This window comes from Clostridium nitrophenolicum (genome assembly GCF_055391695.1).
The window spans coordinates 4,997,803-5,021,570 of record NZ_AP042469.1; the positions used below are offsets into that span (position 1 = coordinate 4,997,803).

Below are 23,768 nucleotides of genomic sequence, written 5' to 3' on the forward strand. Positions count from 1 at the left end.
AAAAAGTTTTATATTTCAATTTAATTACTTTTAATGTTATTGATAATGTTAAATAGAAAATGAACCTTGATTTTAAATATTAATAAATAAGTACTATAATCTTTATACATAAGATGAATTTTTAATGAACTGAGGTGTTTATGTATGAAAAAGCTGTTATCACTTATAATATTCGTTTTAATCATTTTGTCTATGACAAGCTATCACAAAAATCCTTATTATGGCAAATATATTTGTCAAGTAAATGCTAATATAACGTTGAATCTTAACAAAGACAATAGTTATAATCTAATAAATACATTCAATAAAGATGCAGAATCCTCTAACGGAAAATATACAATTACTGATAACCAGATTACTCTTATACCTAAAGAAGATAATTCTTGTTTTTTCAATGACAAAACTATAAAAGGAAAAGTAGAAGGAACAAGAATTACACTTTCAAACTTTCTAGCCAACCAAAACTGCATATTTAACAAACAATAATTAACATACTAACTTAATAAAGTCATAAGGCTAGATCCTGTAAATTTCACTGTACAGGATCTAGCCTTATGACTTTATTTATCTTAAATCATTTGGTATAACATGAACTTCTATATCTCTTGTAAGCTTTAAGAGTCTCGTAACTGTTGAGCCTCTTAATATAGTTTGCCATTTAGTTCTCGTACTATGGCCAATAATTATCTGTGTTATATATCTCTGAGTTGCAAATTGTGCTAACTCTCTTGATATACTCTTGCCAGTCAAATTTACAACTTCTGCTCCTAACTGCCGTGCCAATTTAAAATGTCCTTCAAGCCTCTCCGAATCTTTTTCGGTCGTTTTCTGAGCAAATATCCTTGTGCTATTTATGTTAACTACAACCCATTCACATTTGAATTTTCTTGCTATTCTAGCGCCTCTTCGAATAAGCTTTTTAGAAGTTGGGCTAGGACTTATACATACCATTACTCTTTCTATAATGTGCCAGTTTTCTTTAATTCCATGTTCTTTTTTATATTCTTCAAGTTCTTCATCAACTTCTTCAGCAGTTTGACGAAGAGCTATTTCTCTTAATGCATTTAAGTTACCTAGCCTAAAAAAGTTTTTTAACGATCTAGCAATATTTTCATATTTATATATATATCCACCTTTTAACCTGCTTTGAAGAGCTGTTGGGGTAATATCTATTACTACTACTTCATCTGCTTCTTCAACAATTTTATCTGGTATAGTTTCTTTAACTGTAACTCCTGTAATTTGTCTTACTATATCGTTAAGACTTTCTAAATGCTGAATATTTAATGTAGATACCACATTTATTCCTTGGCTTAAAATCTCTTCAACATCTTCATATCTCTTTTTATTCTTAGAACCTGGCACGTTGGAATGTGCTAATTCATCTATAAGAACAGTACTAGGCCTCCTTGATATAATAGCTTCAGTATCCATTTCCTCCATTACTATGCCATTATACTCAATCTTTTTTCTAGATACAGTTTCTAGCTTTCCTATTTGAGCCTCTGTTTCTTTTCTCTGATGAGATTCTAAATACCCAATTACTATATCTTCACCTTTTTCAAACCTGTTGTTGGCGTCATTAAGCATAGCATAAGTCTTTCCAACACCTGGTGCATAACCTATGTATATTTTTAATCGTCCACTTAGCTCTCTTTTAAACTTTTTCAAAGCTTCCTCTGGGGTATCTCTTTTGAACTCATTTCTCATTTATCTCAACCTCTTAAAATAACTATATATTTAAGTACATTATATCTAACAAAATATAGTAAGTAAACTTATTCTTCAATTATACAGGGATTCAGAAACAAGACTACAGTAAAAAATACATATTCACTTAGTTATATTTTTTTATTTATAATTTCCATAGAGAATTTAATTTTATACATTTCTCAATTTTGAGCTCCATATACTATACAAAAGTTTAACCAAAGCTTACTTAATTTCATAATATAAATTAATATCTAATTTATTCAACGGAGGTTCTGTATGAAAAAACATAAGTTTATTCCCTATTCCATTTTAATAACTTTTATTTTTATAGTTACTATTTTTGCTGGATGTGCTGAAAAGAAAAATGCTGATAAGGATGTTGTAACTGTTAGATTGAATGAAGTTACCCGTTCGGTTTTCTACGCTCCAATGTATGCAGCAATGAGTCAGGGATTCTTTGCTGAAGAAGGTTTAAAAGTAGACCTGACAACTGGAGAAGGTGCTGATACAACTATCTTCAAAACACAAGTATTATAATTAATTTGTTATAATTAATTATAACTCCCCTCATAATAAAATTTGTTTGTAATCTCAAATTTACTATAAAGGGGAGGTTGTTTATATATTTTATTATTTACTAATCATTCAATAGTTTTAAATCCACAGGGCATTTTCCGTAGGTTTTGCCTGCTTCCATAAACATTTCAACCTTTTCTATTGGTGTATGCATTGGAATTTGACATCCTGTACTTAAAATGTAACCTTTTTTAGAGTCATGTCCCTTTCTAATAGATTCTTTAACTGCTTTAAAGATATCTTCTTTGCTTCCTGAATATACTGCATCTACTGGTGGAACGTTTCCAGTAATAACTACTCTATCACCCATTATTTCCTTAGCTTCTTCTAAATCCTCTACATTATCAATACTGAAATTGGAAACACCAGCATTTACGACATCTTGCCAAATTTCCTTACTTTTGCCGCAAATATGTATACCAGGGGCGCTTCCTGTTTTTTCTTTTATCTTATTTATATTTTTCTGAAGAGCAGGTAATGAAAACTCTCTAAACTGCTTTGGACTTATAAGACTAGTAGATGAAACTGGATCTGCAAATCCAATAGATACACCTAGCTTAGCTACTTCCTCTATATACCTGTTGTTAGATTCTGCTACTATTTCCATCAAAGTATGAACTCTTTTAGGATACTTAATCATCCATTTTAATAAATTTTCTGTTCCCACTACTGAAGCCGCAACACTGAAAGGTCCCGACATAGCAGCACCAACATCTACTTCATCTTTAAGTGCATCCCTAGTAAGTCTTATTGCCTCAATTAAAATTGGCAAATTACCATCCTTTAGCGGATCTACAACCTTAAGAGATTCTATCTCATCTACAGATTTAATAGCTGGTTCCATTAGATATGAAATACCATACTCAGGATAACCTACTTTAGATCCCATAGCTTGAGCAACTCCTCTGAGACTAGTAGATATACCTAAGCTATCATGACGAAGTCTTTTAAATAAAGCTATTTCCAAATCAGCCATAAGCTGTGCTGAATGATAATATTCCCTGGCTGTTACTCCAATAAAAGGAACCATTGTAACTCCCATATCAGGAACACATATTATTCTATCAATTTCCTCTCCTTTAGAAAAAGCCTTCATTCTTTCTAGTGGTGTCATTTCTTCTTTAATCAACTAAAATCATCCCTTCTTTTGCTTTCATACATATAATTCTAACATTGTAATGCCAAGCTTTCTATAAACATATTAAATTGTAATAGTTCAAGCCTTTTCTATAAAAATTTTGATATAATATCATTTTTCAAATCTGTCTGATTTTTCTTAAATTTTAGAAACAAGAACTGTCAACTGAATTTATTTCTAAGGTTTTCTCTGAATGCTCCTTACATACTCTTCTAAAATCACATCTTCATACTTCTCTTTTAACACCTCAAACACAATTCTAATCTTTCTATCTTCTAATTCTATTAAATCCTCTTCTTTCTCTGAACAATTAATCTTAACTGAAATATCCTCTTTTCCTCTCATAAAAATCTCCATTAAAAGCACTGTTATAACTATAATATTCAGCTCTATTAATTTCTTTCAAAAATCTTCTTTTAAATTTTAAAAGAACATAAACTTTAATATATAACTTTAACTTGCTGTGGAGGTAATCTTTATGATTGCTGCAATATATGCTAGAAAATCTATTGAAACTGACAAAGGAGAATCTATAGAAAACCAAATTCGATTATGCAAAGAGATTGGTACTAAAGCAGGAGTTACAGATTTTTTATACTATAAAGACGAGGGATTTAGTGGTAGTAATACTAATCGTCCTAAATTTAAGCAGATGATGAAGGATGCTAAGGCTAAGAAGTTTTCTATGCTCATTTGCTATAGATTAGACAGAATATCTCGTAATGTAGCTGACTTTTCTTCTACATTAGAAACTCTTCAAAAATATGATGTAGATTTTGTTTCCATCAAAGAACATTTCGACACTTCAACTCCTATAGGTCGTGCTATGGTTTATATCGCTTCTGTTTTTGCACAGCTTGAGCGTGAAACTATTGCTGAAAGAGTTAGAGATAACATGCTTGAACTTGCCAAAAGCGGTCGTTGGTTAGGTGGTACTGCTCCCCTTGGTTTTAAGTCTGAAGCTATTAATTATAGAGATTTAAATGGTGGGAATAAAAAAATGTATAAGTTAACTTTAGTACCAGAGGAAATTGAACTTGTTAAGCTAATTTTTAATTTGTATTTAGAGAAAAAGGGCTTTCCTTCTGTGGCCACTTACCTTTGCAATCATCATTATAAAGGTAAAAATGGTGGCGAGTTTTCACAAGGTACTGTGGAACAAATTATAAAAAACCCTGTATACACTTATGCTGATAAGAAAATTTATGAGTATTTTAAAAATCTTGGTGCAATAGTTTGTGGCAATTTTGATGGTAAAAATGGTCTTATTACTTATAACAAAAGAGAAAAAGGAAGAAAAACAAATCCTATTAGTGAATGGATTATAGCTGTTGGAAAACATAATGCTATTATTCCTAGTGACCTATGGCTGAGATGTCAAAATATCAATGCTTTAAATAATCAAAAGCCTTCTCCTAGAAGTGCTACTGGTAACAAGTTTCTTTTATCTGGACTCTTAATCTGTGGTGAGTGTGGCAGTGGTATGAGCTCTTGGAGCAGAAATAATCCTAAGAGTGGCAAATACGAAAGGTATTATAGATGTAACTTAAAGAACAGAGCCTCTAATAGATGTAGTTCTACCATGTTAAATGCAGATGTAGCTGAAGATTTAGTTTTAAAAAATATAAAGGGAGTTACTGTAGAACAACTTATAGAGTCTTATGATAAGATAGTTTCTAAACAAAAAAGCAAAAGCAGCTTAATCAAAGAAGAAGAATTAAAACTACAAACCCAAATAGAAAACAATAAAAAGCTTATTCAAAGCTTGATAAGAAAGCTAGCCCTTTTAAATGATGATCCTACTATAATTTCAGAGTTTCAAAAGGAAATTAATAGTTTAAATTTACAAAACCTTTCTTTAGAAAAAGATTTACTTGCTTTAAAGAATCTTGCCTTAAAAACAGATTCCGATTTAAATTATATTGATGAAATAACCAGCAAAATAGAGAACTTTAAAAAGCTTTTTGATTGCATTGAAAGCACAGATAAAAAGCGTCAGTATCTTTTAGAAATTATAAATAACATTGTGTGGGACAGTAAAAGTAGAACTCTGCAAGTTAACTTATTCAATGCTACCTCTGATTTTCCTATTGGCGGTGTTAGAAGAAGATCTAACGATAACTTGTCCTTTAAAAATGTTTCCAGATAAAACTATGCAACAGGTATTAAGCAAAAGCGTTGATATAGGTTTTTGTGGACCAGAACAAGTAATATACATTAATAATCAAAACAGAGATGATTATCCTATACTATTTGCACAGCTAACTCAAACAGACGGCTCATTCTTAGTTGGAAGGCATGAGGAAAAGGACTTCAAATGGGAATCACTAAAGGGTAAAACTATAATTGGTGGAAGACCAGGTGGGATGCCTGAAATGACTTTCGAATATGTACTTAAAAAGCATAATCTTGAGCCTGGTAAAGACGTAAATATCATAACCAACATTGCCTTTTCTGCTGTAACAGGCGCATTTAAAGGTGGTACTGGCGATTATGCAACTATCTTCGAACCTAATGCAAGTATGCTTAATAAAGTAAATGCAGGTTATGTAGCTGCCTCTGTTGGCAAAGAAGCTGGCACTATACCTTATACTTGTTTCTTTTCAACAAAATCCTACATGGATAAAAATCCACAAGTAATAGAGAAATTTACTCGTGCTATATATAAAGGACAACTCTGGGTTCAAAAGCATAGTGATGAAGAAGTAGCAAAAGCTATAAAATCCTTCTTCCCTGGAACTGATGAGGAAATACTAGTATCTGTAGTAAAAAACTATAGAGGCATTAATGCTTTTGCTTCCAATCCAACACTTAAAGAAGAAAATTTGAGTAGGCTTATGGATATAATTCAATCTTACAAAGCTGATCTAATCCCTCAGAGACCACCATTTGATAAAATTGTAAACAATACCTTTGGCGAAAAAGCTATTAAAGAAATAAAATAAGGGTGCATAGTGCACCCTTAAGCTGTTAATAAACATATTTTGTTAACAACCTTTTACGCTTATTATAAAAATTATTTTCTATATTGAAAATAATTAGTTTATTTGATTATTTCTATTGCAGTCATAATTATACCCATAGCCATAAAGCATATACCCACAACTTTTTGTAATGTCTTTTCATTAACTTTATTTGCATAACGAGAACCTATAATTCCACCAAATACTGCTCCTACAGATAATAAACTACCTAATACAAAGTCTATATTACCTCTAACCCCATAGCCAACCGTAGAAGAAAGGGCTGTTATAGCCATTATAAGAGTAGAAGTACCTATGGCCTTATGAAGTGGGAATGCCATTAATACTATTAAAGCTAAAAGTATCATAACTCCACCGCCAGCTCCAAATATTCCACTTAATATTCCTATACCTAATCCTATAACTAAAGCTGCTAATATTTTTTGCCATTCTTTTTTAAAGTTAACCAATTTACTTAAAGTATCTGATGAATCCTTTTTCTCTTTATAACTCTTACGAACCATTGATAAACCTGCAAGAACTAACACAACTCCAAAACTTGAGGACAGGTTACCTTCTCCCATTTTACTTGCAAATGATGCACCTAATTGGGCTCCAATAATAGAAGTTAAAGCTATCCAAATACCTGATTTAAGCTCTATATTGCCATTCTTGTAGTAAGAATAAGATACAGTTAAAGAAGCTATAACATCAACAAAAAGACTTGTACCTATTGCGGTATGAACACTAGCTTTAAAGAGCATAGTTAAAATAGGAACTATAATCATAACTCCACTAGCCCCTATAAGGCTTGTTATACCACCAGTGATAACACCTATAACTATTGCTAATAAATATAATACTAAACTCATAAAAATATATCTCCTTTGCTATTTCTATTTCATAGATAACCCTATGAAGTTAACTAAAAAATTGATGTTGTCTTCTTTATCATTTGGATGAAATTCTAACATTATTAATGTGGATACTAATAAAGATTCTGCTAATCTAGTATTAACGTTGGAACATTTGCTAAGAGTTTCTACCTTATCAAGACAATTTAAAAAATTTTCTACTCTTAAAATCAAGCTGTTTTTTAAACCATTAATCTCTTTATCATCTTTCAGTTCAGCTACTGAAGTATTTATCAAAGCTTTACCTAGACCATTCCTTGCTTCAATGTCTTCATAAAGTGAAATTATGAATTTTCTAAGTTTCTCTCCTGAAGAAATGGTAAGTTCACTTATAGCATCAAGCTTATTAAATGTATTTTCCCAACTCTCTTTAAGTATGCTTATATAAAGCTGTTTTTTATTTTCATAGTAATTATATAGAGTTCCAACGGCTACACCGGATTTTTTAGATATCATTTTCATATCAACGTTAGTATAGCTAAACTCAACAAACAATTCTAAAGCACAATTTCTGATAGTCTTCTCAACATCTTTTATTATCTTTGGCATAACATCACCTCTTTTTTATGAATCATGATTCATTTAAACATAATACTATTTTATACTCTTCTTTGTTATTTGTAAATAAATTTAAATGCTAAATTTGATAGAATTATAAATAACAGCTTTGGTGAAAAAGCTATAAAAAAATAAGGGTTCATAATGCACCCTTATTTTTTAGTTCCATCTTCAGCTGCCATTTGATCTTTAGTTTCATTTTGGCTTCTCAACACTTCATCTTCCATAGCTTTAAACGCCACTGAAAGCATAAGCTTTATTCTGTTTAATTGGTTAACCTCACTTGCACCGGGATCATAATCTATAGCTGCTATATTTGCACCAGGATATCTTCTTTTTAATTCTTTTATCATTCCCTTACCTGTAACATGGTTAGGCAAACATGCAAAAGGCTGCATGCATACAATATTCTTTGTTCCACTCTCTATAAGTTCTACCATTTCCGCAGTTAAAAACCAGCCTTCACCAGTCTGATTGCCTAATGATACTATTGGTGAGGCACCTTCTGCTAGTTTTTCAATTTCTATAGGAGGACTAAATCTTTTGCTATTAGCTAAAGCAGCCTTCATAGGTTTTCTATAATACTCAATAGCTTTTATAAAAGCATTCCGCACAATTTTATTCCTTCTATTTCCTGAAAGATATTCGTATTTAAACTTTGCATCATATGCACAATACAGGAAGAAATCTACTAAATCCGGCATTACTGCCTCAGCACCTTCTTTTTCAATAATATCTACAATATTATTATTTGCTGTAGGATGAAATTTTACAAGTATCTCTCCTACTATTCCAATCTTAGGCTTACTGATATTATTTATCTCTAAAGTATCAAAATCCTCTACTATAGCATATATATTTTCTTTAAATTCTTTATGATTTCCATTTATAACATTTTGCTTACACTTCTCAAGCCATTTTTCATATAAAATATTAGCTGATCCAGGAATTTTCTCATAAGGTCTTACTTTATAAAGTACCCTCATAAATAAATCACCATATAATAATCCAATCATAGCTTTATTTAGAAGACCTGCTGTTATTTTAAATCCAGGATTTTTCTCTATACCTATGGGATTTAAAGATATTACTGGAATATTTGACATTCCAGCTTCCTTAAGAGCTTTTCTTAAAAAACCTATATAGTTTGTCGCTCTACATCCTCCTCCTGTTTGAGTTATCAGTACAGATGTATTATTTAAGTCATATTTTCCTGATTTAAGTGCCTCTATCAACTGTCCGACTACTATTATGGAAGGATAGCATGCATCATTATTTACATATTTTAACCCTTCATCTACCGCCTTCTTATCTACTGAAGGCAAAACTTCTAGATTATATCCAGATGCTTTAAAAGCTTCTTGAACAAATTGAAAGTGTATAGGAGACATCTGTGGACATAAAATTGTATGTGTTTTTCTCATTTCCTTGCTAAAAACAATTCTATCTGAACTTTTTAGTATCTTCATTGGCTTAAATCCTATACTGTCTCTTTCTTCTAAAGCAGCCTTTAATGATCTTATTCTGATCTTAACTGCCCCTAAATTACTTCCCTCATCTATCTTTAAGACAGTATATATCTTTTCATAAGAGTTTAATATATCTTGTACTTGATCTGTCGTTACTGCATCTAAGCCACAACCAAAAGAATTTAGTTGTATAAGTTCTAAGTTTTCTTGAGTAGCAACAAAGCTTGCTGCCGCATATAGTCTTGAATGATAAACCCATTGATCTACAACTTTTAAAGGTCTATCAATTTCTCCTAAATGTGCTATAGAATCCTCTGTTAGAACAGCCATTCCGTAAGAAGTAATTATATTTGGGATTCCATGATTAATTTCTGGATCCACATGATAAGGTCTTCCTGCTAATACTATACCTTTTTTGCCAGTTTCTTTTAGATATCGTAGTACTTCTTCACCTTTATTTCTTATATCCTTCTTGACCTTACTATCTTCCTTATAAGCTTCTGCAGCAGCTTGTTTAATCTCATCTCTGCTTATATTAAAATCTTTTAATTCATCAAATAATCTTTTTACTAATCTATTCTCATTATCTATAGGCAAAAATGGATTCATAAATTTAATATCTTTATCTCTCAAAATATCCATGTTATTCTTAACAACCTCTGGATATGATGTAACCATAGGACAATTATAATTATTGTCTGCCTGAGCTTGTTCCTTCTGTTCATATGGAATACAAGGATAAAAAATAAAATTTATACCTCTGTTAACAAGACTGATTATATGTCCATGAACTATTTTTGCAGGATAACAAGCTGATTCAGAAGGTATTGTTTCTATTCCAAGTTCATATATCTCCTTAGATGATCTAGGAGACAATTCAACTCTAAATCCTAACTTAGTAAAGAATGTAAACCAAAAGGGATAATTTTCATATATATTTAGTACCCTTGGAATACCAATAGAACCTCTTTTAGCTTCTTCTTTCTTTAGTGGTTTATAATCAAATATTTTTCTATATTTATAATCAAATATATTTGGTATTTCATTAGTCTTATGGTCTAAACCAACGCCTCTCTCACATCTGTTGCCAGAAATAAATTCTCTGTCATCAAAAAATTTATTTATAGTTAAAAGGCAATTATTACTGCATTTTCCGCATCTTTTCATCGTTACATCTGTTGAAAAACTCTCTAGCTTATCAGACTCTAATAAACTACTTTTTTTATCTTTTTTGTATCTTTCTCTAGCTATTAAGCCAGCTCCAAATGCTCCCATAATGCCTGCTATATCCGGCCTTACAACTTCTCTTTCGGATATAAGTTCAAAAGCCCTAAGAATAGAATCATTGTAGAAAGTTCCACCCTGTACAATTATCTTCTTTCCTAACTCCTTAGGATCTCTTATCTTTATAACCTTAAAAAGAGCATTTTTTATTACTGAATAAGAAAGCCCTGCTGATATATCACCTACAGAAGCTCCTTCTTTTTGGGCCTGCTTAACTTTTGAGTTCATAAAAACCGTACACCTTGAGCCCAAATCCACAGGTTTTTTAGAATAGGTTGCTGCCTTAGCAAAACCTTTTACATCCATATTTAAAGAATGAGCAAAAGTTTCTATAAATGAGCCACATCCAGAAGAACAGGCCTCATTAAGCATTATGCTGTCAATTACCCCATTCTTTATTTTTAGACATTTCATATCCTGTCCACCAATATCTAGAATAAAATCTACTCCTGGCTGGAAAAATTCTGCTGCCTTATAGTGAGCTACAGTTTCAACTTCTCCTATATCCACTAAAAGAGCAGCTTTTATAAGTCCCTCTCCATAACCAGTAACTGCAGAATTTACTATACTAGCCTTTGGCGGTAATTTGCTATATAAATCCTTTAATATTCTCACAGCAGATTTAAGTGGACTTCCCTCATTACTTCCATAAAAAGAATAAAGTAAGTTACCATTATCATCAATAAGAGCTGCCTTTGTAGTAGTAGAACCTGCATCTATTCCTAAATAACAGTTTCCTTCAAATTCTTCTAAACTTTCCTTTTTAACTAGGTATTTTTGGTGTCTTTCTGTAAAATTTTGTAACTCATGTTCATCCTTAAATAAAGGCCTCAACGTCTGCACCGCATCACTTGTAAACTCTTCGATTCTAGGTAGTTTTTCAATCAAAGATTCAAATGACATTATATTCTCTTTTTTAGAGGTTAGCGCAGCCCCAATAGCTACAAACAGCTGAGAATTCTTAGGAAATATAATCTGTTTTTCTGTTAATTGTAAAGTTTCAGTAAATCTATTCCTAAGCTCAGATAAGAAGTATAAAGGTCCTCCTAAGAATGCTACATTTCCTCTTATTGATTTACCACAAGCAAGTCCACTTATTGTTTGATTCACTACGGATTGAAATATGGACGCAGCTATGTCTTCTTTTGCGGCTCCTTCATTTAAAAGAGGCTGAATGTCAGTTTTGGCAAATACTCCACATCTTGCTGCTATAGGATAAATGACCTTGTATCCCTTTGCAAGCTCATTTAATCCTTCTGCATCTGTTTGAAGCAATGATGCCATTTGATCAATAAAAGCTCCAGTTCCTCCAGCACATGTACCATTCATTCTTTGGTCTATTCCATCATCAAAAAAAGTTATTTTAGCATCTTCTCCACCTAGTTCTATAGCTACATCTGTGCATGGAATAAATCTCTTTATGGTATTAGTACATGCTATTACTTCTTGTATGAATGATATGTTTAACCATTCAGATACAGATAACCCGCCGGAGCCTGTTACCATTATTGTAATATTTGCTTCCTTAAAATAATCATAAGCTTCTTTTATAACATTAATTATAGTACTTTTTATATCTGAAAAATGTCTCTGATATCTACTATATACTATACTGTCCTTATTATCACAAACGACAATCTTTACTGTAGTTGATCCTACATCAAGACCAATATGAAACAAGTTTCTCATAAATCATATCACCTTTTTACAAATTAATAAGTTTATGGGAATTACATATTTTTCTTTTAAATTATCCTATGGATAAAATAACGTATGTACATTTTAATATGAAACTCCTTCTCCTTTCGTCGAATGAGTAAGCGATCATCTCAAAATCAACACTCTGTGTAAGTGACTATCACCAAATCGAAGATTTGGGATATCTACTTAAGATTTTGGATGCCTGCTTACGTATTTTCATTATAACAATGTAAAACTCCGATTTTCATATGCTTTTTCATAAGCAAACTATATAATTCCTTAATACTAAATATATAGTTTATAAGAAAAAAAATAACCATATCAATAATATACGGTTATTATATAATTTTGTTAAATTTACATGAACTAGATATAAGCCTATGAAATCCCATAATAATACTTTTCTATAATAACATTATAACATATATTTGTCTTTATCTGTTTACTAATTATTCAAATATAACATAATGTTAAAAATTCCGTTTTAACATTATGTTATAAGAGTTCATATAATGAAATATGCTAAAACTTCTATAGGAGATGATCTCTTGGATAAAGTATCTGTCAATAACATTTATATGAACTATCATTCGTTGAAAGGATCAACCAAGGCTATAAATGATATAACCTTTACAGTATCAGATGGTGAGTTCCTTAGTATAGTCGGACCTTCAGGTTGTGGAAAATCAACCTTGCTTAATATAATTGCAGGACTTCTAAAGCCATCTAATGGAGAAATATACGTTGATGGTGAAGTCTCAAATTCTATATCAACTAAAATGGGGTATATGTTTCAAAGAGACCACCTATTTGATTGGCTAACAGTATGGGACAATATACTTCTTGGATTAAAAATACAACATAAACCTATAGATTTGTATAAAGAAAAGGTTAATTCACTACTAAATGATTATGGGTTATGGGATTTTAGATTCCATCATCCTTCAGAACTTTCAGGAGGCATGCGGCAAAAAGTTGCCTTGATTAGAACTCTTGCTCTTAATCCAGAAGTTCTACTTTTGGATGAGCCCTTCTCAGCTTTAGATTACCAAACTAGACTTAATATAAGTGATGAAATTTATAAAATAATTAAAAAAGAAGGTAAAACAGCAATCATGGTTACTCATGATATTTCTGAAGCCATATCAATGTCTAATAGAATAATTGTTTTGACAAGTCGCCCTGCAAAGATAAGCAAAATATTTGATATTGATTTTTCAATTCCTCACGATTCACCATTAAAGTGCAGGGAAGACTCTAAATTCAGACTTCACTTCAACAATGTATGGAAGGAGTTAAACTCTCAATGATTGATGAAATTAGAGAACATGAATTATATATAAAAAGTGTTAAAAGGAGAAAAAGAAATATTGTAATTGCTAGAATATCAATCCTAGTATCAATATTTTTATTATGGGAAATCGCAGGAGATTTAAAATGGATAGATCCATTTTTAACAAGTACTCCATCAAGGATGTGGAAAAGCCTTGTTAAATTATATATGGAAGGAAGTTTATTTAAACATATATGGGTTACTTGCTATGAAACTATATTAGGGTTTGTTCTTGGAACAATCCTTGGTACTCTAATAGCTATAATATTATGGTGGTCTGACTTCATTTCAAAAGTATTGGACCCGTATATTGTTGTACTTAACGCCCTTCCTAAAGTAGCTCTTGCCCCGATCATAATATTTTGGGTTGGAAATGGAGCTCCTGCAATAATTTTAGTAGCTCTTCTCATATCAATAGTAGTTACTATAATAACTGTGCTAAATGGCTTTAATGAAGTTGATATAGACAAAATAAAGCTACTTAAAACTTTTGGAGCTTCTAAGCTTCAGATATTAATTTATTTAATAATACCATCCTCTATTCCTACATTAGTTTCAGCACTAAAAATAAATGTAGGACTCTCCTGGGTAGGAGTTATAATGGGTGAGTTTCTAGTAGCTAAGGATGGATTAGGCTTTTTGATAATATTTGGAGGTCAAATAGCACAATTAGATACAGTCATGCTCAGCATCATAATATTAGCAATACTCGCATATTTAATGTATGAAGCAGTAGAGTTTTTAGAAAAAAAGCTGAGAATGTAGCTTTCTTAACTGCATAAAAAAATAAAATGTGGTTATGATTTTTAATGGAATATTTTTCCGAAAAATTTGATATAAATTTATTACAACAGAATGAAAAACGTGTTTGGTAAACCTAAGGAGGATTAAAATGAGCTACTTTCACAAGGCTAATGAATATTATAATGCTAAAGATTATAAAAAAGCACTAGATATGTACGAAAAAGCCATTAAAGTTAAAGAGAATGAAGCATCTTCACTGTATAATTCTGCTGTATGCTTTATAAAGCTTAAAGAATACAATAAGGCTATTCCTCTATTAAAATCTGCTATTGATTTAAAACGAGAAAGCAAGTACTTTTTTAACCTTGGATATTGTTACACCATGCTAAAGGATAATAAAAAAGCTTTGGTATACTTTAATACAGCATGGAGCCTAAATAATGATGATACTGACTGCGAAAAAGCAATAAATATAATAATTAAAAATCACTTATCAAAAAAATCAAAATAAAATACAGCTTGAAGTATCTAATCTTCAAGCTGTATTTTTATTTCAGAGTTTCAAAACTATATCCCTTAGATTGTAAATATTCTATTACCTGTGGAAGAGCGTCCACTGTAGTAGTCTTGGCAGGAGCATCATGCATTAAAATTACTACATGATCTTGAGTAGTGTATTTTTTCAATTTATCAAGCAAATCATTTACAGGAACAATGTTACGCTCAGCATCACCGGTTAAATCATTCCAATCTATATAGTGGTAACCAGCCTTTTTTGCCGCTTCTCTGAAAGGTGCTAATTTTGTCCCAAAAGAGCCTCCTGGAAATCTTGCAAGCTTTAAATTATAATCATTACCTATTATAGCTTTTAAAGTCTTGTCCCCTTTATCTAAATCACTAACAAAAACATTTGGATCTGAATATATATGCTTCATGTTATGAGAATAAGTATGATTTCCAACTACATGTCCTTCTGCTACTTCTCTTTTTACTAATTCACTATTTTGCTCAGCACATTGTCCAATAACAAAAAAGGTTGCCTTTACATTATATCTTTTTAGTATGTCCAATATTTTAGGTGTATTATTTGTTGATGGACCATCATCAAAGGTTAAATATGCAACTTTTTTACCATCTGGTTTATATGGATCAAATTCTCCACTACTATTGCTATTATTACTATTTTTTTTATTGTCACTATTTACCGCACTTTCTCTCTTATTCATAGCTTCATCGGAAGGTTTCTTTTCTGTTTCCTTTGTGTCGCCATTTGCAGCACTTACAACAACGTTGTTCTTCTTATGAGACATTTTGCCGCCAACAAAGAATCCAAAAGAAAAAAGTACTAATAAAGAAAATGCAGTAAGGATGGCATTTCTCTTTTTTCTTCTTTTATTTCTTTTAATTCTTTCTTCATATTTTTCCATAATTCACCATCTCCTATATTCTCGTCAACAATATTATACTGCTTTTTGGTGAAAAATCATATTACAATTTGGTAACATTTTTACCACTCTCCAGCTATTTGAGAGCCTCTATGATCTAACTCAAATCTTTTACTATTAAAGTAGTTTCCCCCTTTGTAGAAAGTTGTATCAACGTTAATCCATTTCCCTTCTTCAGGTATATACACTTGGTTCCATGCATGGCTTACCCAGCTGACACCATTAAACCCTTCACCAGTTATTAATCTCACTTTCATATGGTTAGCCCTAGCCATCGCAACATACAAACAGGAATAGTCAAAACAAATCCCTTTTCCCGTATTGAAGGTAGGTATAGCCCCTGACTCCACATTAAAGTTGTTATTTAACACTTTATTTGCTTTATCATGATCGTAACTTACGTTACTTCCTATCCAATTATATATTATCTTTGCTTTTTCCTTTGTATTAGATTCCTTAGCAGTAATTTCTCTCGCTGTCTTATCTATTTCTGCATTAGATTTTACTCCTTGGTCCAATGTAACTCCATTGTAATAGACTATAGTTCTGCCTTTGCTAACACTCTTTCCTGGTATAGTTTCTTTAGGCTCAGATTCTTTTGTTACAATCCTAAAAGAATTATTTATTATACCTGGCAATTTTTTAGCTATTTTAGAGTCTGTAATAGGAATAACTATTTCTTTACATATAGTATTATAGGGTTTGGACCCTTCCAGGTGCTCATTAAGCTTATCGCTAGCACCAAATATAGACATTATATTTAATATAAAAGTTACTATAAGTACGTAACACACCGCTTTAGGAAATTGAACAAACATTCCTGCCATTCTCTTAAAAAAGTTACTCTTTGAACTCAAAAACTTTTCTACCCCATCAAGTACAGGATAAAGTGTTGCGTAGCTTATAAGATCAAAAATCAATTTAATAATCCTATATACTATGAATATAAGTATTGGTATTACAACTGCATATACTATAAAGCTATTGCTTTCCATATATTGAACTATACTATCCGGTATAATTTTATATATTTGTTTGTAAATGCCAGTTTCGTGCTGTAAAAATATCTTTTTACCATAATAAATTCCTAAAACTAAAGAAATAACAAAAGAAACATTTCTATTTATTTCGTCTATTCCAGCCTTCAAGTTACTCGAAGAAAATTTAAACAAAAAACCTTTTAAAAGAGGATATAAAAATACTAAAGCTAATACAAGTGTTACAGGATTAATATTCTTATTCATTATAATAATCACCTCTTAATTAATTGACAATTTCTATACTTAACAAAATATTTTTAAGTTTTAATCTAAGAGGTTTTGTTAAATATAAGAGTCTTTTATAATATTGTTTAACGCCGCTTTTATGTCACTCCAAGAGTATCCTCTTCGCAAAAGATAATCTCCCAACTTCTTATAAAGCTTTCTAACATCACTTTCAGATTTTATTAATATTTTATACCTTTTCTCTGCCAGCTCATATAATTTATCTATGTCCTCATTTACCTTATCTTCAGCTTCGTTTTCATATATGTTATCTATATCCTGTTTTACTACTTGATTTAAGACACTTTGTACTATATCTAAATTATAGCCCTTTCTAATTAGGTATTCTCTTAATTTTTTATTAATATTTCTAATATCCTGTTCACTTTTAATTAATAAGTTATACTTTTTTTCCGCCAATTTTAAAGCGGAACTTTCCTCAGAATCTTTATTAATATAACATAGCTTTTCATTTATTATTTCTTCACTTATTCCTTTATTAATTAATGTATATTTTATTTTATTTCTACCTTGAGAGTTCATTTTATCTTTTATGTACATTTGTGCATACTTATTATCATTTATAAAATCATACTGTTTAAGAAACTCTTTAGTTCTCTCAATAACTTTCTCATCATAGCCTTTTTCAATTAATTTATCAGTAATCTGCTTCTCTGTTTTATACGATTTTTCTATCATTTTTAAGGAGGTATTCTTACATTTTATATAATTATCTTCATTTACTATCTCCTCTAAATTATCCTTCTCTATAATCTTATCCTTTGAAAGACTATGAGTATATACAAGTTCTGCACTACATGCGAAAGCAAATTCGTCATTTATATATATATTAACTCTATCTTTATTTCTTTTCTGCACTTCTATCTTTGTAATAATATATTTATCTTTGTTCATTTCAAACTCTCCATTTAAGCATATAAAGATTATCTACTATCTTCACTTTTCAATATGTGTATAGTAGGATTTTCAAAAACAACTCTTGCTACATTGTATATATCCTCTTTCCTTATATTATCTAAGTTTTTCATATCATCAACAAATTTGAATATATCATCTTCATCAATAGCTTGATGCAGTACATAATTTCCTATATCTGTAGAATCTTCTAAAGTAAATGCCACAGCTGTCTTTAGAACCTTTTTCATCAATCCTATGGTGCTGTCATCAAAAACAATATTTTCATTTTTGATTTCTTCTATACAATTATCTATAGTGTTTATAGTTTCATCTACATTCTCATCACTAACAGCAGTGTATATATATAATGTTTTTACATTAGTAGTCAAATCTAAATCTGTATAAACATCGTAAGCAAGTCCTTTTTCCTCTCTAAGCTTTCTAAACAATATAGAGTTAGCACTTTCTCCAAATTTATGATTTAAAATTCTAAGAGCAAGCTCCTCTTCTTTTGTTATATTATAAAAAGTGAATAGATATAATATTGTACTCTGTTCTATATCTTTTTTATAAGAAACCTTTAAGCCAGGTATATTATTTTCAACAATAACTTCCTGTCTTTTAAATTCTTTCCACATCCACTCTTTAAAATACCTCCAAACTAAATCATATACATACTCATGCTCAAAGGATGATACTATGGAAATAAAACAATTATTAGGAACATAATATTTGTCATAGAAATTTATTAACTTTTCTCTATTTATCTTATTAACAGTTTTTTCATCGCCTATAGTTTCATATCTTAGAGGGCTTTTTATAAATGCCATTTCGTTTATCTTTTTAAAACTATAGTCTTCTACATCATCTTTACTTGTCCTAATCTCTGCTAGTATTACATCTCTCTCTTTACTAATCTCTTCCTCTGGAAATGTTGAGTTTCTAAGCATATCTGATAACAATTCTATTGATTTTTCTAACTCTTCACTTAGCGCTGTAATACTGTACACTGTGCAATCATTGTCGGTGTAGGCATTGTATTCTCCACCTAAGGCCTCTAAATCTAAGTTTAACTGTTCATTTGTCTTAGTTTTCGTACCTTTAAACAACATATGTTCAATAAAATGCGATATTCCCTTTTCCCCTGGTTTTTCAAAAATTGCTCCTATTTTTATACCTGCATGTATTGAAGTAACCTGCGTATCTTTCTTTATACTAATCAATCTTATTCCATTAGGTAAGACTTTTTGTTTAGCATCAAACATAAAATTAATCTCCTTAAAATCCATAATGTAATACATTATATTATAATTTATGTTGACAGAAATAAAAAGATTAAAACCTATAAATAAAAAAACTCCCCGGATTTCTCCGGGGATATATAGATATTCAATCAAGGTGCTTAACTTATTAGCGGTATTCATAGAGGTACCTCTTCTGTACTGTTAATAATTTTAGTTATCTCTAGGGCTTGCTGCTAAGAGCTAACATAAAATCATTAAATGTACTGTCAGATGTACCTCTATGAATACCTTGATTAAGTCAATTATCAAAATTGGATATCTATACTCTATGCTTATTATTTATTGCTTAGCTGGTGGCGCAGGATCTAATAATCCCGTTTTATTCAGTTGTAAATTTATTTCTCCAACAACAGCCTCTCTGAAGTGATCTATTTCATCTTGAGTAAGTCCTGGAACTTTGTTTAAAAGCATTTTATTAAACATATCAGCTTTTTGTTGTCCGGATTTTGGAATAGATTTAAACTGTTGTTCAACAGCGAAAAATATACTCTTTGCAATGTTGTAAGTTATATTATACTGATCAGCACCCATTTGTTTTATAAGAGCTTCTTTTTTCTTGGTCAAATAGGAAACAGCAACAGTAGTTAGATATGAAACCAGTACTCCCAAAATTGCTAAAACTGCTTGTACAAAAATACTCATTGCTTGATTTTCCACAAACTCCATCCTCCTAAAATTGATTTTTATAGATAAAGGATCTTATTTTAAAATTTTATTCCAGCTTTCTGTTCTAATAACTCCATCTGGATTTGAGTATACTTTAGAGGATTTTTGCCAGTCCTTAACCTTTTGAAGTGTTGCGTCATCAAATACCCCAGTCTTAGATACTCCAATCCACCACTGAATAAATTTAGTTGCTATAGTATTGCTAGGCCATCCTTTACCTATTATTGACATTTTAGTTATAGCATTTAGTGAATTGACAAGCTGAGAATCTATATTTTCACCCTCTGGTAGTCCTACAATACTTCTGAACTGTTTTATAGCAGCTTTAGTTTTAGAATCTAACACACCTGTTGCATTAGCTTCTCCACTCTCCAGACAGCTAACTCTTTGCAAATCATGCTGTACAGATTTTATAAAGTCCGAGTTGCTATTACTTGGCTTTACTGTTTGTCCAGTCAGTCCTTGAACTATTGCCGAGGCTATAACTTCAGCACCTAATTTGTTATATAAATCTGCATCACTTTGAGTATCCACAAAGCATACTTCTATAAGAATTGCTACAGGATTACTATTCCTTATTACATATAAACTACTGCCATCTTTTACCCCACGATTTACAAACCCCAGAGCTGCTAAGCTTTTTACTACACTAGAAGCTAAAGCATTACCTGCAGCACTCATAGCAAATACTTCACTACCTTTTCCACCACCTGCATTTAAGTGTATAGAAACTAAATAGTCTGCGTTAACTGCATTATTACACCTTTGCTGAAGTGAATTCGAAACACTCCAAGCACTTGTAGGTCTTACATTCCAAGCCTGATGACCTACTATTTGAAGTTTGTTTATAACTTTATTGGCTATATCCAAAGCACAGTCCTGTTCATTTAAATATCCTTCTGCTCCTGTGTCTGGATAACACCCATGTCCAGGATCTACTGCAAATTTGCTCATAATAATCTACCTCCTATTTAGATTATGTTGGTAAATTAAAAGTGCTAATAGTTATTTAAATATTTTATCTTTAACTTCTTTTATGTCCTCTTTGATACAATTTAAGCCTTCTTCTATACATTGAAATTTATCTGTTAACTGAGATATTATCTCCTGATATTTTGATTCTCTTTTTGAATTTTCATTTAATACAAAGAAAAGCAGTGCTATAAAAAGCACTGCCCATATTCCTTGCTGCACAGCTAAATCTAATATTTTCTCTTCCAAGTTGCACCTCCATTAAATAATAAAGTGCAGAACTTTTCATTCTGCACTAAGATTCAGTTATCCTGAGGTACAGATTGTACCCCTTCTTTACATATTTTTTTGTATAATCCAAACTGGAAACGTTGTTTCATGAGCACCATCAACTTTATGGATATGGTGAACTTCAAGGTTTTCCACTGCACCACATATCCAGCATCTATAATGTCCATCTTCTTTAAGCCTGTTCTTATTTTTTATAAATTCCTTTGACTCTGCTCTTTTAGCGTGTTCTGGAGGAATAACAACTTCTGTAAGATGTCTAATACTTTTATGCTCTTCAACTATTTAATCATCAACGCTTTTCTTTTCTAAATGGGTTTCTTCCGTAGTTCCATCTCTTTGTATTTTATAATATGAAACAATAACTAATAGGTGAATATGGGGTAAAATAAAAAGAACCTAGCTAAACTAGTTCTTGCGTCATATAATTTTCCCATTTGTTTTATCAAAAATTATTCTTCTTCCTACTTGAATTGCCATTTATAAAATTCATCCTTATTTTTTTAATTAATTATCAAAAGCTATCCAATGTACAGGTATATTTTCTGGTTTATAACCACCTGGATATGAAAGATATCCTTTATGAAAAGTAAATCCATTGGTTTGAATTTGTAATTCGTTAGTAGAATAAGCATCATCAGAAGTTATACAATATATAAAATCACTTGAACTATTAAGCCAAGAACTTTTTAATATCATAAAAAGTTCTGCATTTTGTGGCAAATATAAAAATAAAGTAGCTGGGATAAACGCAAGTGTATTTATACTTAAAGTATTCATTTCCCATCCACCATAATCTACTTGTCTTAACGGAGTTAAATAAGATGTACCGTTTGCCCATTTTTTCCCCGTATTACCTGTTCCTGATACTCCGAATATAGATTTACCATTTATTATATTTGAGGGTATAAAATTAGCGTCATACATAAATATTTCTGGTTTTCCTGCTCCTCCAACTGCTAAATATGCTCCAAAGGGTATGCTTACATTTAAATTACCACTACCACTTGCCCATGTGGAAACAGGGGTAACTCCATTTGGTTGGCTTACTAATGCTCCTACCAGTCCACTATCGTTATCGTTGGAAAAAGTTTTTCCTGCTAAGACATTCCCAACGTCTGCTGTACCTTCTGCCTTAGCTACAAGAAAAAAACAATTACCTGTAACATCATAATAAATTTCATAAACCTTGCCATTTTTTATGGTTGGTATACTTCCGTCCAGCTTTTTTATACTCTTAGCACCTTTACTATCTATATTAATAGTAGTTGCAACTGTACCATTATCTGCTATAGCCTTAAATCTTAATATTCTACCTTGTGTATAAGTAAAATTACCACCTGTAGTTACTACAATCGCTGTAGCAGTTCCGGTGGCAGTTTGTATCACACTTTCAGCCAAATGCGACGTAAAATCATCTTGTTTAGCTGCTCCCCCAGTTTGCCCTAATTTTGAAGAAGATATCGCATCCGTAATTCCATAACCAGCTAATGTAGTAGGTTTATTCGATGTTATCTTACCCCAATCCAAATTAGGAATATCAGGAGCAGCTAGACTTGCGCCACCAGTAACTAATCCTTTTGAGTTAACTATTACTTTTGGATATGACCCAGCTGTAACCCCTGACGCAGGTAGTGTTGTGGTCATAGAAATGTTAGTAGAACCATCAAAATTAGCAGAACCAGTTATATCACCGCTTAAAGCTATACTTCTTGCAGTTTGAAGTTTAGCAGCAGTATCAGCACTGGCTGATGAACCTACTTTTGTAGATCCATTTTTCATATTTATTAGTTCAGTATCAATAACATCAGCATTATAATTAAAATCATCAATGTTTACTACATCTGTTCCTTCTGGTTTTTTTAATCCTAAATTTACTGTTGTCTTCAATATTTTTCACCTCTATCCATAAACTTTTAAGTCATTCCATGTTTTCATTTTTGATTGACTCCAAGTGAGTTCTATCAATTTATTCCACCAAGTGTAAGTATATTTAAAAGAGTATCCCAAATGTGCTGGCTTAATGGTTTCTATTATTTCTATTAATCCTGTCATATTCTTTGGAATACCCTTTATGCCAATAAACTGTATTATAAAACTATAGTCTAAAAAGTTTTCTAATACCTCAACTTCTCCTCCTGAAAAAGCTTCGGCAACATTTTTGATCATATTTTTAGTTACAGTTCCAGCTCCTCTTAACTTTGCCTTTATAATCTCTCTTCTTTCTTCATAGGGTTTATTTAAATCGGTCTGAATACCTAGAGTTTTTTCCCATATGCAGCTTAGTCCCCAAGTTGCACTGTCAACATAAAATTGATCTAACAAATCCTTCTTGGAGTAATTTAGTTTACCAACTTCTTTTGCTGTAGTACCTTGAATACTTTTCATTAGTTCAGAATTTTCATAGTATGTTGGTAAGTAGTTCATTAAATCAGGTGTGAAAGGTTGCAATTGCTGCGATATTAAGTTATTATCGGCATATTGTGTGATTCCATAGATAGCATTCCTATACATTTA

General features: G+C 31.2%; 23 protein-coding genes. 7 read left to right on the forward strand and 16 right to left on the reverse strand.

Features of this window, described 5'->3' with window-relative positions; translation table 11 throughout:
* The first annotated feature begins 144 nt into the window (after positions 1-144).
* Complete coding sequence (locus ACZ5N4_RS23650) at positions 145-486, forward strand: hypothetical protein (RefSeq protein WP_464204922.1); 342 nt, start codon at positions 145-147, stop codon at positions 484-486.
* A 78-nt stretch (positions 487-564) separates the two neighbouring features.
* Here ACZ5N4_RS23650 and ACZ5N4_RS23655 read toward each other — a convergent pair whose 3' ends face one another.
* Positions 565-1,710, reverse strand: coding sequence for a universal stress protein (locus ACZ5N4_RS23655; protein WP_464204923.1), 1,146 nt, complete (start codon positions 1,708-1,710; stop codon positions 565-567).
* A gap of 279 nt (positions 1,711-1,989) precedes the next feature.
* Between ACZ5N4_RS23655 and ACZ5N4_RS23660 the strand changes: the two genes are divergently transcribed.
* Positions 1,990-2,250 (forward strand): ABC transporter substrate-binding protein, encoded by a 261-nt coding sequence (locus tag ACZ5N4_RS23660; RefSeq protein WP_464204924.1) that lies wholly within the window; start codon positions 1,990-1,992, stop codon positions 2,248-2,250.
* Positions 2,251-2,350: 100 nt separating this feature from the next.
* On the opposite strand, the gene ACZ5N4_RS23665 is transcribed toward ACZ5N4_RS23660, so the two are convergent.
* Positions 2,351-3,418: a uroporphyrinogen decarboxylase family protein gene (locus tag ACZ5N4_RS23665; RefSeq protein ID WP_464204925.1), complete on the reverse strand. Its 1,068-nt coding sequence runs from the start codon at positions 3,416-3,418 to the stop codon at positions 2,351-2,353.
* A 186-nt stretch (positions 3,419-3,604) separates the two neighbouring features.
* The gene (locus ACZ5N4_RS23670; protein WP_464204926.1) at positions 3,605-3,772 is read right to left on the reverse strand and encodes a hypothetical protein; all 168 of its coding nucleotides are present in this window, start codon (positions 3,770-3,772) and stop codon (positions 3,605-3,607) included.
* Positions 3,773-3,905: 133 nt separating this feature from the next.
* Between ACZ5N4_RS23670 and ACZ5N4_RS23675 the strand changes: the two genes are divergently transcribed.
* Both ACZ5N4_RS23675 and ACZ5N4_RS23680 read left to right on the forward strand, forming a co-directional pair.
* Positions 3,906-5,576, forward strand: coding sequence for a recombinase family protein (locus ACZ5N4_RS23675; protein ID WP_464204927.1), 1,671 nt, complete (start codon positions 3,906-3,908; stop codon positions 5,574-5,576).
* Complete coding sequence (locus tag ACZ5N4_RS23680; protein WP_464204928.1) at positions 5,497-6,372, forward strand: ABC transporter substrate-binding protein; 876 nt, start codon at positions 5,497-5,499, stop codon at positions 6,370-6,372. Before ACZ5N4_RS23675 ends, ACZ5N4_RS23680 begins: the two co-directional genes overlap by 80 nt.
* Positions 6,373-6,470: 98 nt before the next feature.
* On the opposite strand, the gene ACZ5N4_RS23685 is transcribed toward ACZ5N4_RS23680, so the two are convergent.
* From ACZ5N4_RS23685 to ACZ5N4_RS23695, 3 genes are all read right to left on the reverse strand, one after another.
* Positions 6,471-7,262, reverse strand: coding sequence for a sulfite exporter TauE/SafE family protein (locus ACZ5N4_RS23685; RefSeq protein WP_464204929.1), 792 nt, complete (start codon positions 7,260-7,262; stop codon positions 6,471-6,473).
* Positions 7,263-7,286: 24 nt separating this feature from the next.
* Positions 7,287-7,853, reverse strand: a complete 567-nt coding sequence (locus ACZ5N4_RS23690; protein WP_464204930.1) for a TetR/AcrR family transcriptional regulator — start codon at positions 7,851-7,853, stop codon at positions 7,287-7,289.
* A 161-nt stretch (positions 7,854-8,014) separates the two neighbouring features.
* On the reverse strand, positions 8,015-12,304 hold the full coding sequence (locus tag ACZ5N4_RS23695) for an acyl-CoA dehydratase activase-related protein (protein ID WP_464204931.1): 4,290 nt from the start codon (positions 12,302-12,304) through the stop codon (positions 8,015-8,017).
* 560 nt (positions 12,305-12,864) lie between these two features.
* Here ACZ5N4_RS23695 and ACZ5N4_RS23700 point away from each other — a divergent pair.
* From ACZ5N4_RS23700 to ACZ5N4_RS23710, 3 genes are all read left to right on the forward strand, one after another.
* Positions 12,865-13,626 (forward strand): ABC transporter ATP-binding protein, encoded by a 762-nt coding sequence (locus tag ACZ5N4_RS23700; RefSeq protein ID WP_464211040.1) that lies wholly within the window; start codon positions 12,865-12,867, stop codon positions 13,624-13,626.
* Positions 13,623-14,414 (forward strand): ABC transporter permease, encoded by a 792-nt coding sequence (locus tag ACZ5N4_RS23705; RefSeq protein ID WP_464204932.1) that lies wholly within the window; start codon positions 13,623-13,625, stop codon positions 14,412-14,414. The genes ACZ5N4_RS23700 and ACZ5N4_RS23705 overlap by 4 nt, the downstream gene beginning before the upstream one ends.
* A 127-nt stretch (positions 14,415-14,541) precedes the next feature.
* Positions 14,542-14,904: a tetratricopeptide repeat protein gene (locus ACZ5N4_RS23710; protein WP_464204933.1), complete on the forward strand. Its 363-nt coding sequence runs from the start codon at positions 14,542-14,544 to the stop codon at positions 14,902-14,904.
* A gap of 37 nt (positions 14,905-14,941) precedes the next feature.
* Here ACZ5N4_RS23710 and ACZ5N4_RS23715 read toward each other — a convergent pair whose 3' ends face one another.
* The 10 genes from ACZ5N4_RS23715 to ACZ5N4_RS23760 all read right to left on the reverse strand — a co-directional run bounded on the left by ACZ5N4_RS23715 (position 14,942) and on the right by ACZ5N4_RS23760 (position 23,765).
* Complete coding sequence (locus tag ACZ5N4_RS23715) at positions 14,942-15,820, reverse strand: polysaccharide deacetylase family protein (protein ID WP_464204934.1); 879 nt, start codon at positions 15,818-15,820, stop codon at positions 14,942-14,944.
* A gap of 80 nt (positions 15,821-15,900) precedes the next feature.
* Positions 15,901-17,082 (reverse strand): transglutaminase-like domain-containing protein, encoded by a 1,182-nt coding sequence (locus ACZ5N4_RS23720; protein WP_464204935.1) that lies wholly within the window; start codon positions 17,080-17,082, stop codon positions 15,901-15,903.
* Positions 17,083-17,160: 78 nt separating this feature from the next.
* The gene (recX, locus tag ACZ5N4_RS23725) at positions 17,161-18,018 is read right to left on the reverse strand and encodes a recombination regulator RecX (RefSeq protein WP_464204936.1); all 858 of its coding nucleotides are present in this window, start codon (positions 18,016-18,018) and stop codon (positions 17,161-17,163) included.
* Positions 18,019-18,047: 29 nt separating this feature from the next.
* Positions 18,048-19,286 (reverse strand): M16 family metallopeptidase, encoded by a 1,239-nt coding sequence (locus ACZ5N4_RS23730; RefSeq protein ID WP_464204937.1) that lies wholly within the window; start codon positions 19,284-19,286, stop codon positions 18,048-18,050.
* Positions 19,287-19,604: 318 nt separating this feature from the next.
* Complete coding sequence (locus ACZ5N4_RS23735) at positions 19,605-19,982, reverse strand: hypothetical protein (protein WP_464204938.1); 378 nt, start codon at positions 19,980-19,982, stop codon at positions 19,605-19,607.
* 42 nt (positions 19,983-20,024) lie between these two features.
* Positions 20,025-20,945 (reverse strand): N-acetylmuramoyl-L-alanine amidase, encoded by a 921-nt coding sequence (locus ACZ5N4_RS23740; RefSeq protein WP_464204939.1) that lies wholly within the window; start codon positions 20,943-20,945, stop codon positions 20,025-20,027.
* Between the two features lie 51 nt (positions 20,946-20,996).
* Complete coding sequence (locus ACZ5N4_RS23745; protein WP_464204941.1) at positions 20,997-21,212, reverse strand: BhlA/UviB family holin-like peptide; 216 nt, start codon at positions 21,210-21,212, stop codon at positions 20,997-20,999.
* 53 nt (positions 21,213-21,265) lie between these two features.
* Positions 21,266-21,421 (reverse strand): hypothetical protein, encoded by a 156-nt coding sequence (locus ACZ5N4_RS23750; protein ID WP_464204942.1) that lies wholly within the window; start codon positions 21,419-21,421, stop codon positions 21,266-21,268.
* A 337-nt stretch (positions 21,422-21,758) separates the two neighbouring features.
* Positions 21,759-23,141: a hypothetical protein gene (locus tag ACZ5N4_RS23755; protein ID WP_464204943.1), complete on the reverse strand. Its 1,383-nt coding sequence runs from the start codon at positions 23,139-23,141 to the stop codon at positions 21,759-21,761.
* A 12-nt stretch (positions 23,142-23,153) separates the two neighbouring features.
* The gene (locus ACZ5N4_RS23760; RefSeq protein ID WP_464204944.1) at positions 23,154-23,765 is read right to left on the reverse strand and encodes a YmfQ family protein; all 612 of its coding nucleotides are present in this window, start codon (positions 23,763-23,765) and stop codon (positions 23,154-23,156) included.
* Between the last annotated feature and the right edge of the window lie 3 nt (positions 23,766-23,768).

Excerpts from the sequence above, each read along its gene's own strand:
- ACZ5N4_RS23650 (WP_464204922.1), top strand. The coding sequence starts at position 145 with ATGAAAAAGCTGTTATCACTTATAATATTCGTTTTAATCATTTTGTCT.
- ACZ5N4_RS23655 (WP_464204923.1), bottom strand. The coding sequence starts at position 1,710 with ATGAGAAATGAGTTCAAAAGAGATACCCCAGAGGAAGCTTTGAAAAAG.
- ACZ5N4_RS23660 (WP_464204924.1), top strand. The coding sequence starts at position 1,990 with ATGAAAAAACATAAGTTTATTCCCTATTCCATTTTAATAACTTTTATT.
- ACZ5N4_RS23670 (WP_464204926.1), bottom strand. The coding sequence starts at position 3,772 with ATGAGAGGAAAAGAGGATATTTCAGTTAAGATTAATTGTTCAGAGAAA.
- ACZ5N4_RS23675 (WP_464204927.1), top strand. The coding sequence starts at position 3,906 with ATGATTGCTGCAATATATGCTAGAAAATCTATTGAAACTGACAAAGGA.
- ACZ5N4_RS23680 (WP_464204928.1), top strand. The coding sequence starts at position 5,497 with ATGCTACCTCTGATTTTCCTATTGGCGGTGTTAGAAGAAGATCTAACG.
- ACZ5N4_RS23685 (WP_464204929.1), bottom strand. The coding sequence starts at position 7,262 with ATGAGTTTAGTATTATATTTATTAGCAATAGTTATAGGTGTTATCACT.
- ACZ5N4_RS23690 (WP_464204930.1), bottom strand. The coding sequence starts at position 7,853 with ATGCCAAAGATAATAAAAGATGTTGAGAAGACTATCAGAAATTGTGCT.
- ACZ5N4_RS23695 (WP_464204931.1), bottom strand. The coding sequence starts at position 12,304 with ATGAGAAACTTGTTTCATATTGGTCTTGATGTAGGATCAACTACAGTA.
- ACZ5N4_RS23705 (WP_464204932.1), top strand. The coding sequence starts at position 13,623 with ATGATTGATGAAATTAGAGAACATGAATTATATATAAAAAGTGTTAAA.
- ACZ5N4_RS23710 (WP_464204933.1), top strand. The coding sequence starts at position 14,542 with ATGAGCTACTTTCACAAGGCTAATGAATATTATAATGCTAAAGATTAT.
- ACZ5N4_RS23715 (WP_464204934.1), bottom strand. The coding sequence starts at position 15,820 with ATGGAAAAATATGAAGAAAGAATTAAAAGAAATAAAAGAAGAAAAAAG.
- ACZ5N4_RS23720 (WP_464204935.1), bottom strand. The coding sequence starts at position 17,082 with ATGAATAAGAATATTAATCCTGTAACACTTGTATTAGCTTTAGTATTT.
- recX (WP_464204936.1), bottom strand. The coding sequence starts at position 18,018 with ATGAACAAAGATAAATATATTATTACAAAGATAGAAGTGCAGAAAAGA.
- ACZ5N4_RS23730 (WP_464204937.1), bottom strand. The coding sequence starts at position 19,286 with ATGTTTGATGCTAAACAAAAAGTCTTACCTAATGGAATAAGATTGATT.
- ACZ5N4_RS23740 (WP_464204939.1), bottom strand. The coding sequence starts at position 20,945 with ATGAGCAAATTTGCAGTAGATCCTGGACATGGGTGTTATCCAGACACA.
- ACZ5N4_RS23750 (WP_464204942.1), bottom strand. The coding sequence starts at position 21,421 with ATGGACATTATAGATGCTGGATATGTGGTGCAGTGGAAAACCTTGAAG.
- ACZ5N4_RS23760 (WP_464204944.1), bottom strand. The coding sequence starts at position 23,765 with ATGTATAGGAATGCTATCTATGGAATCACACAATATGCCGATAATAAC.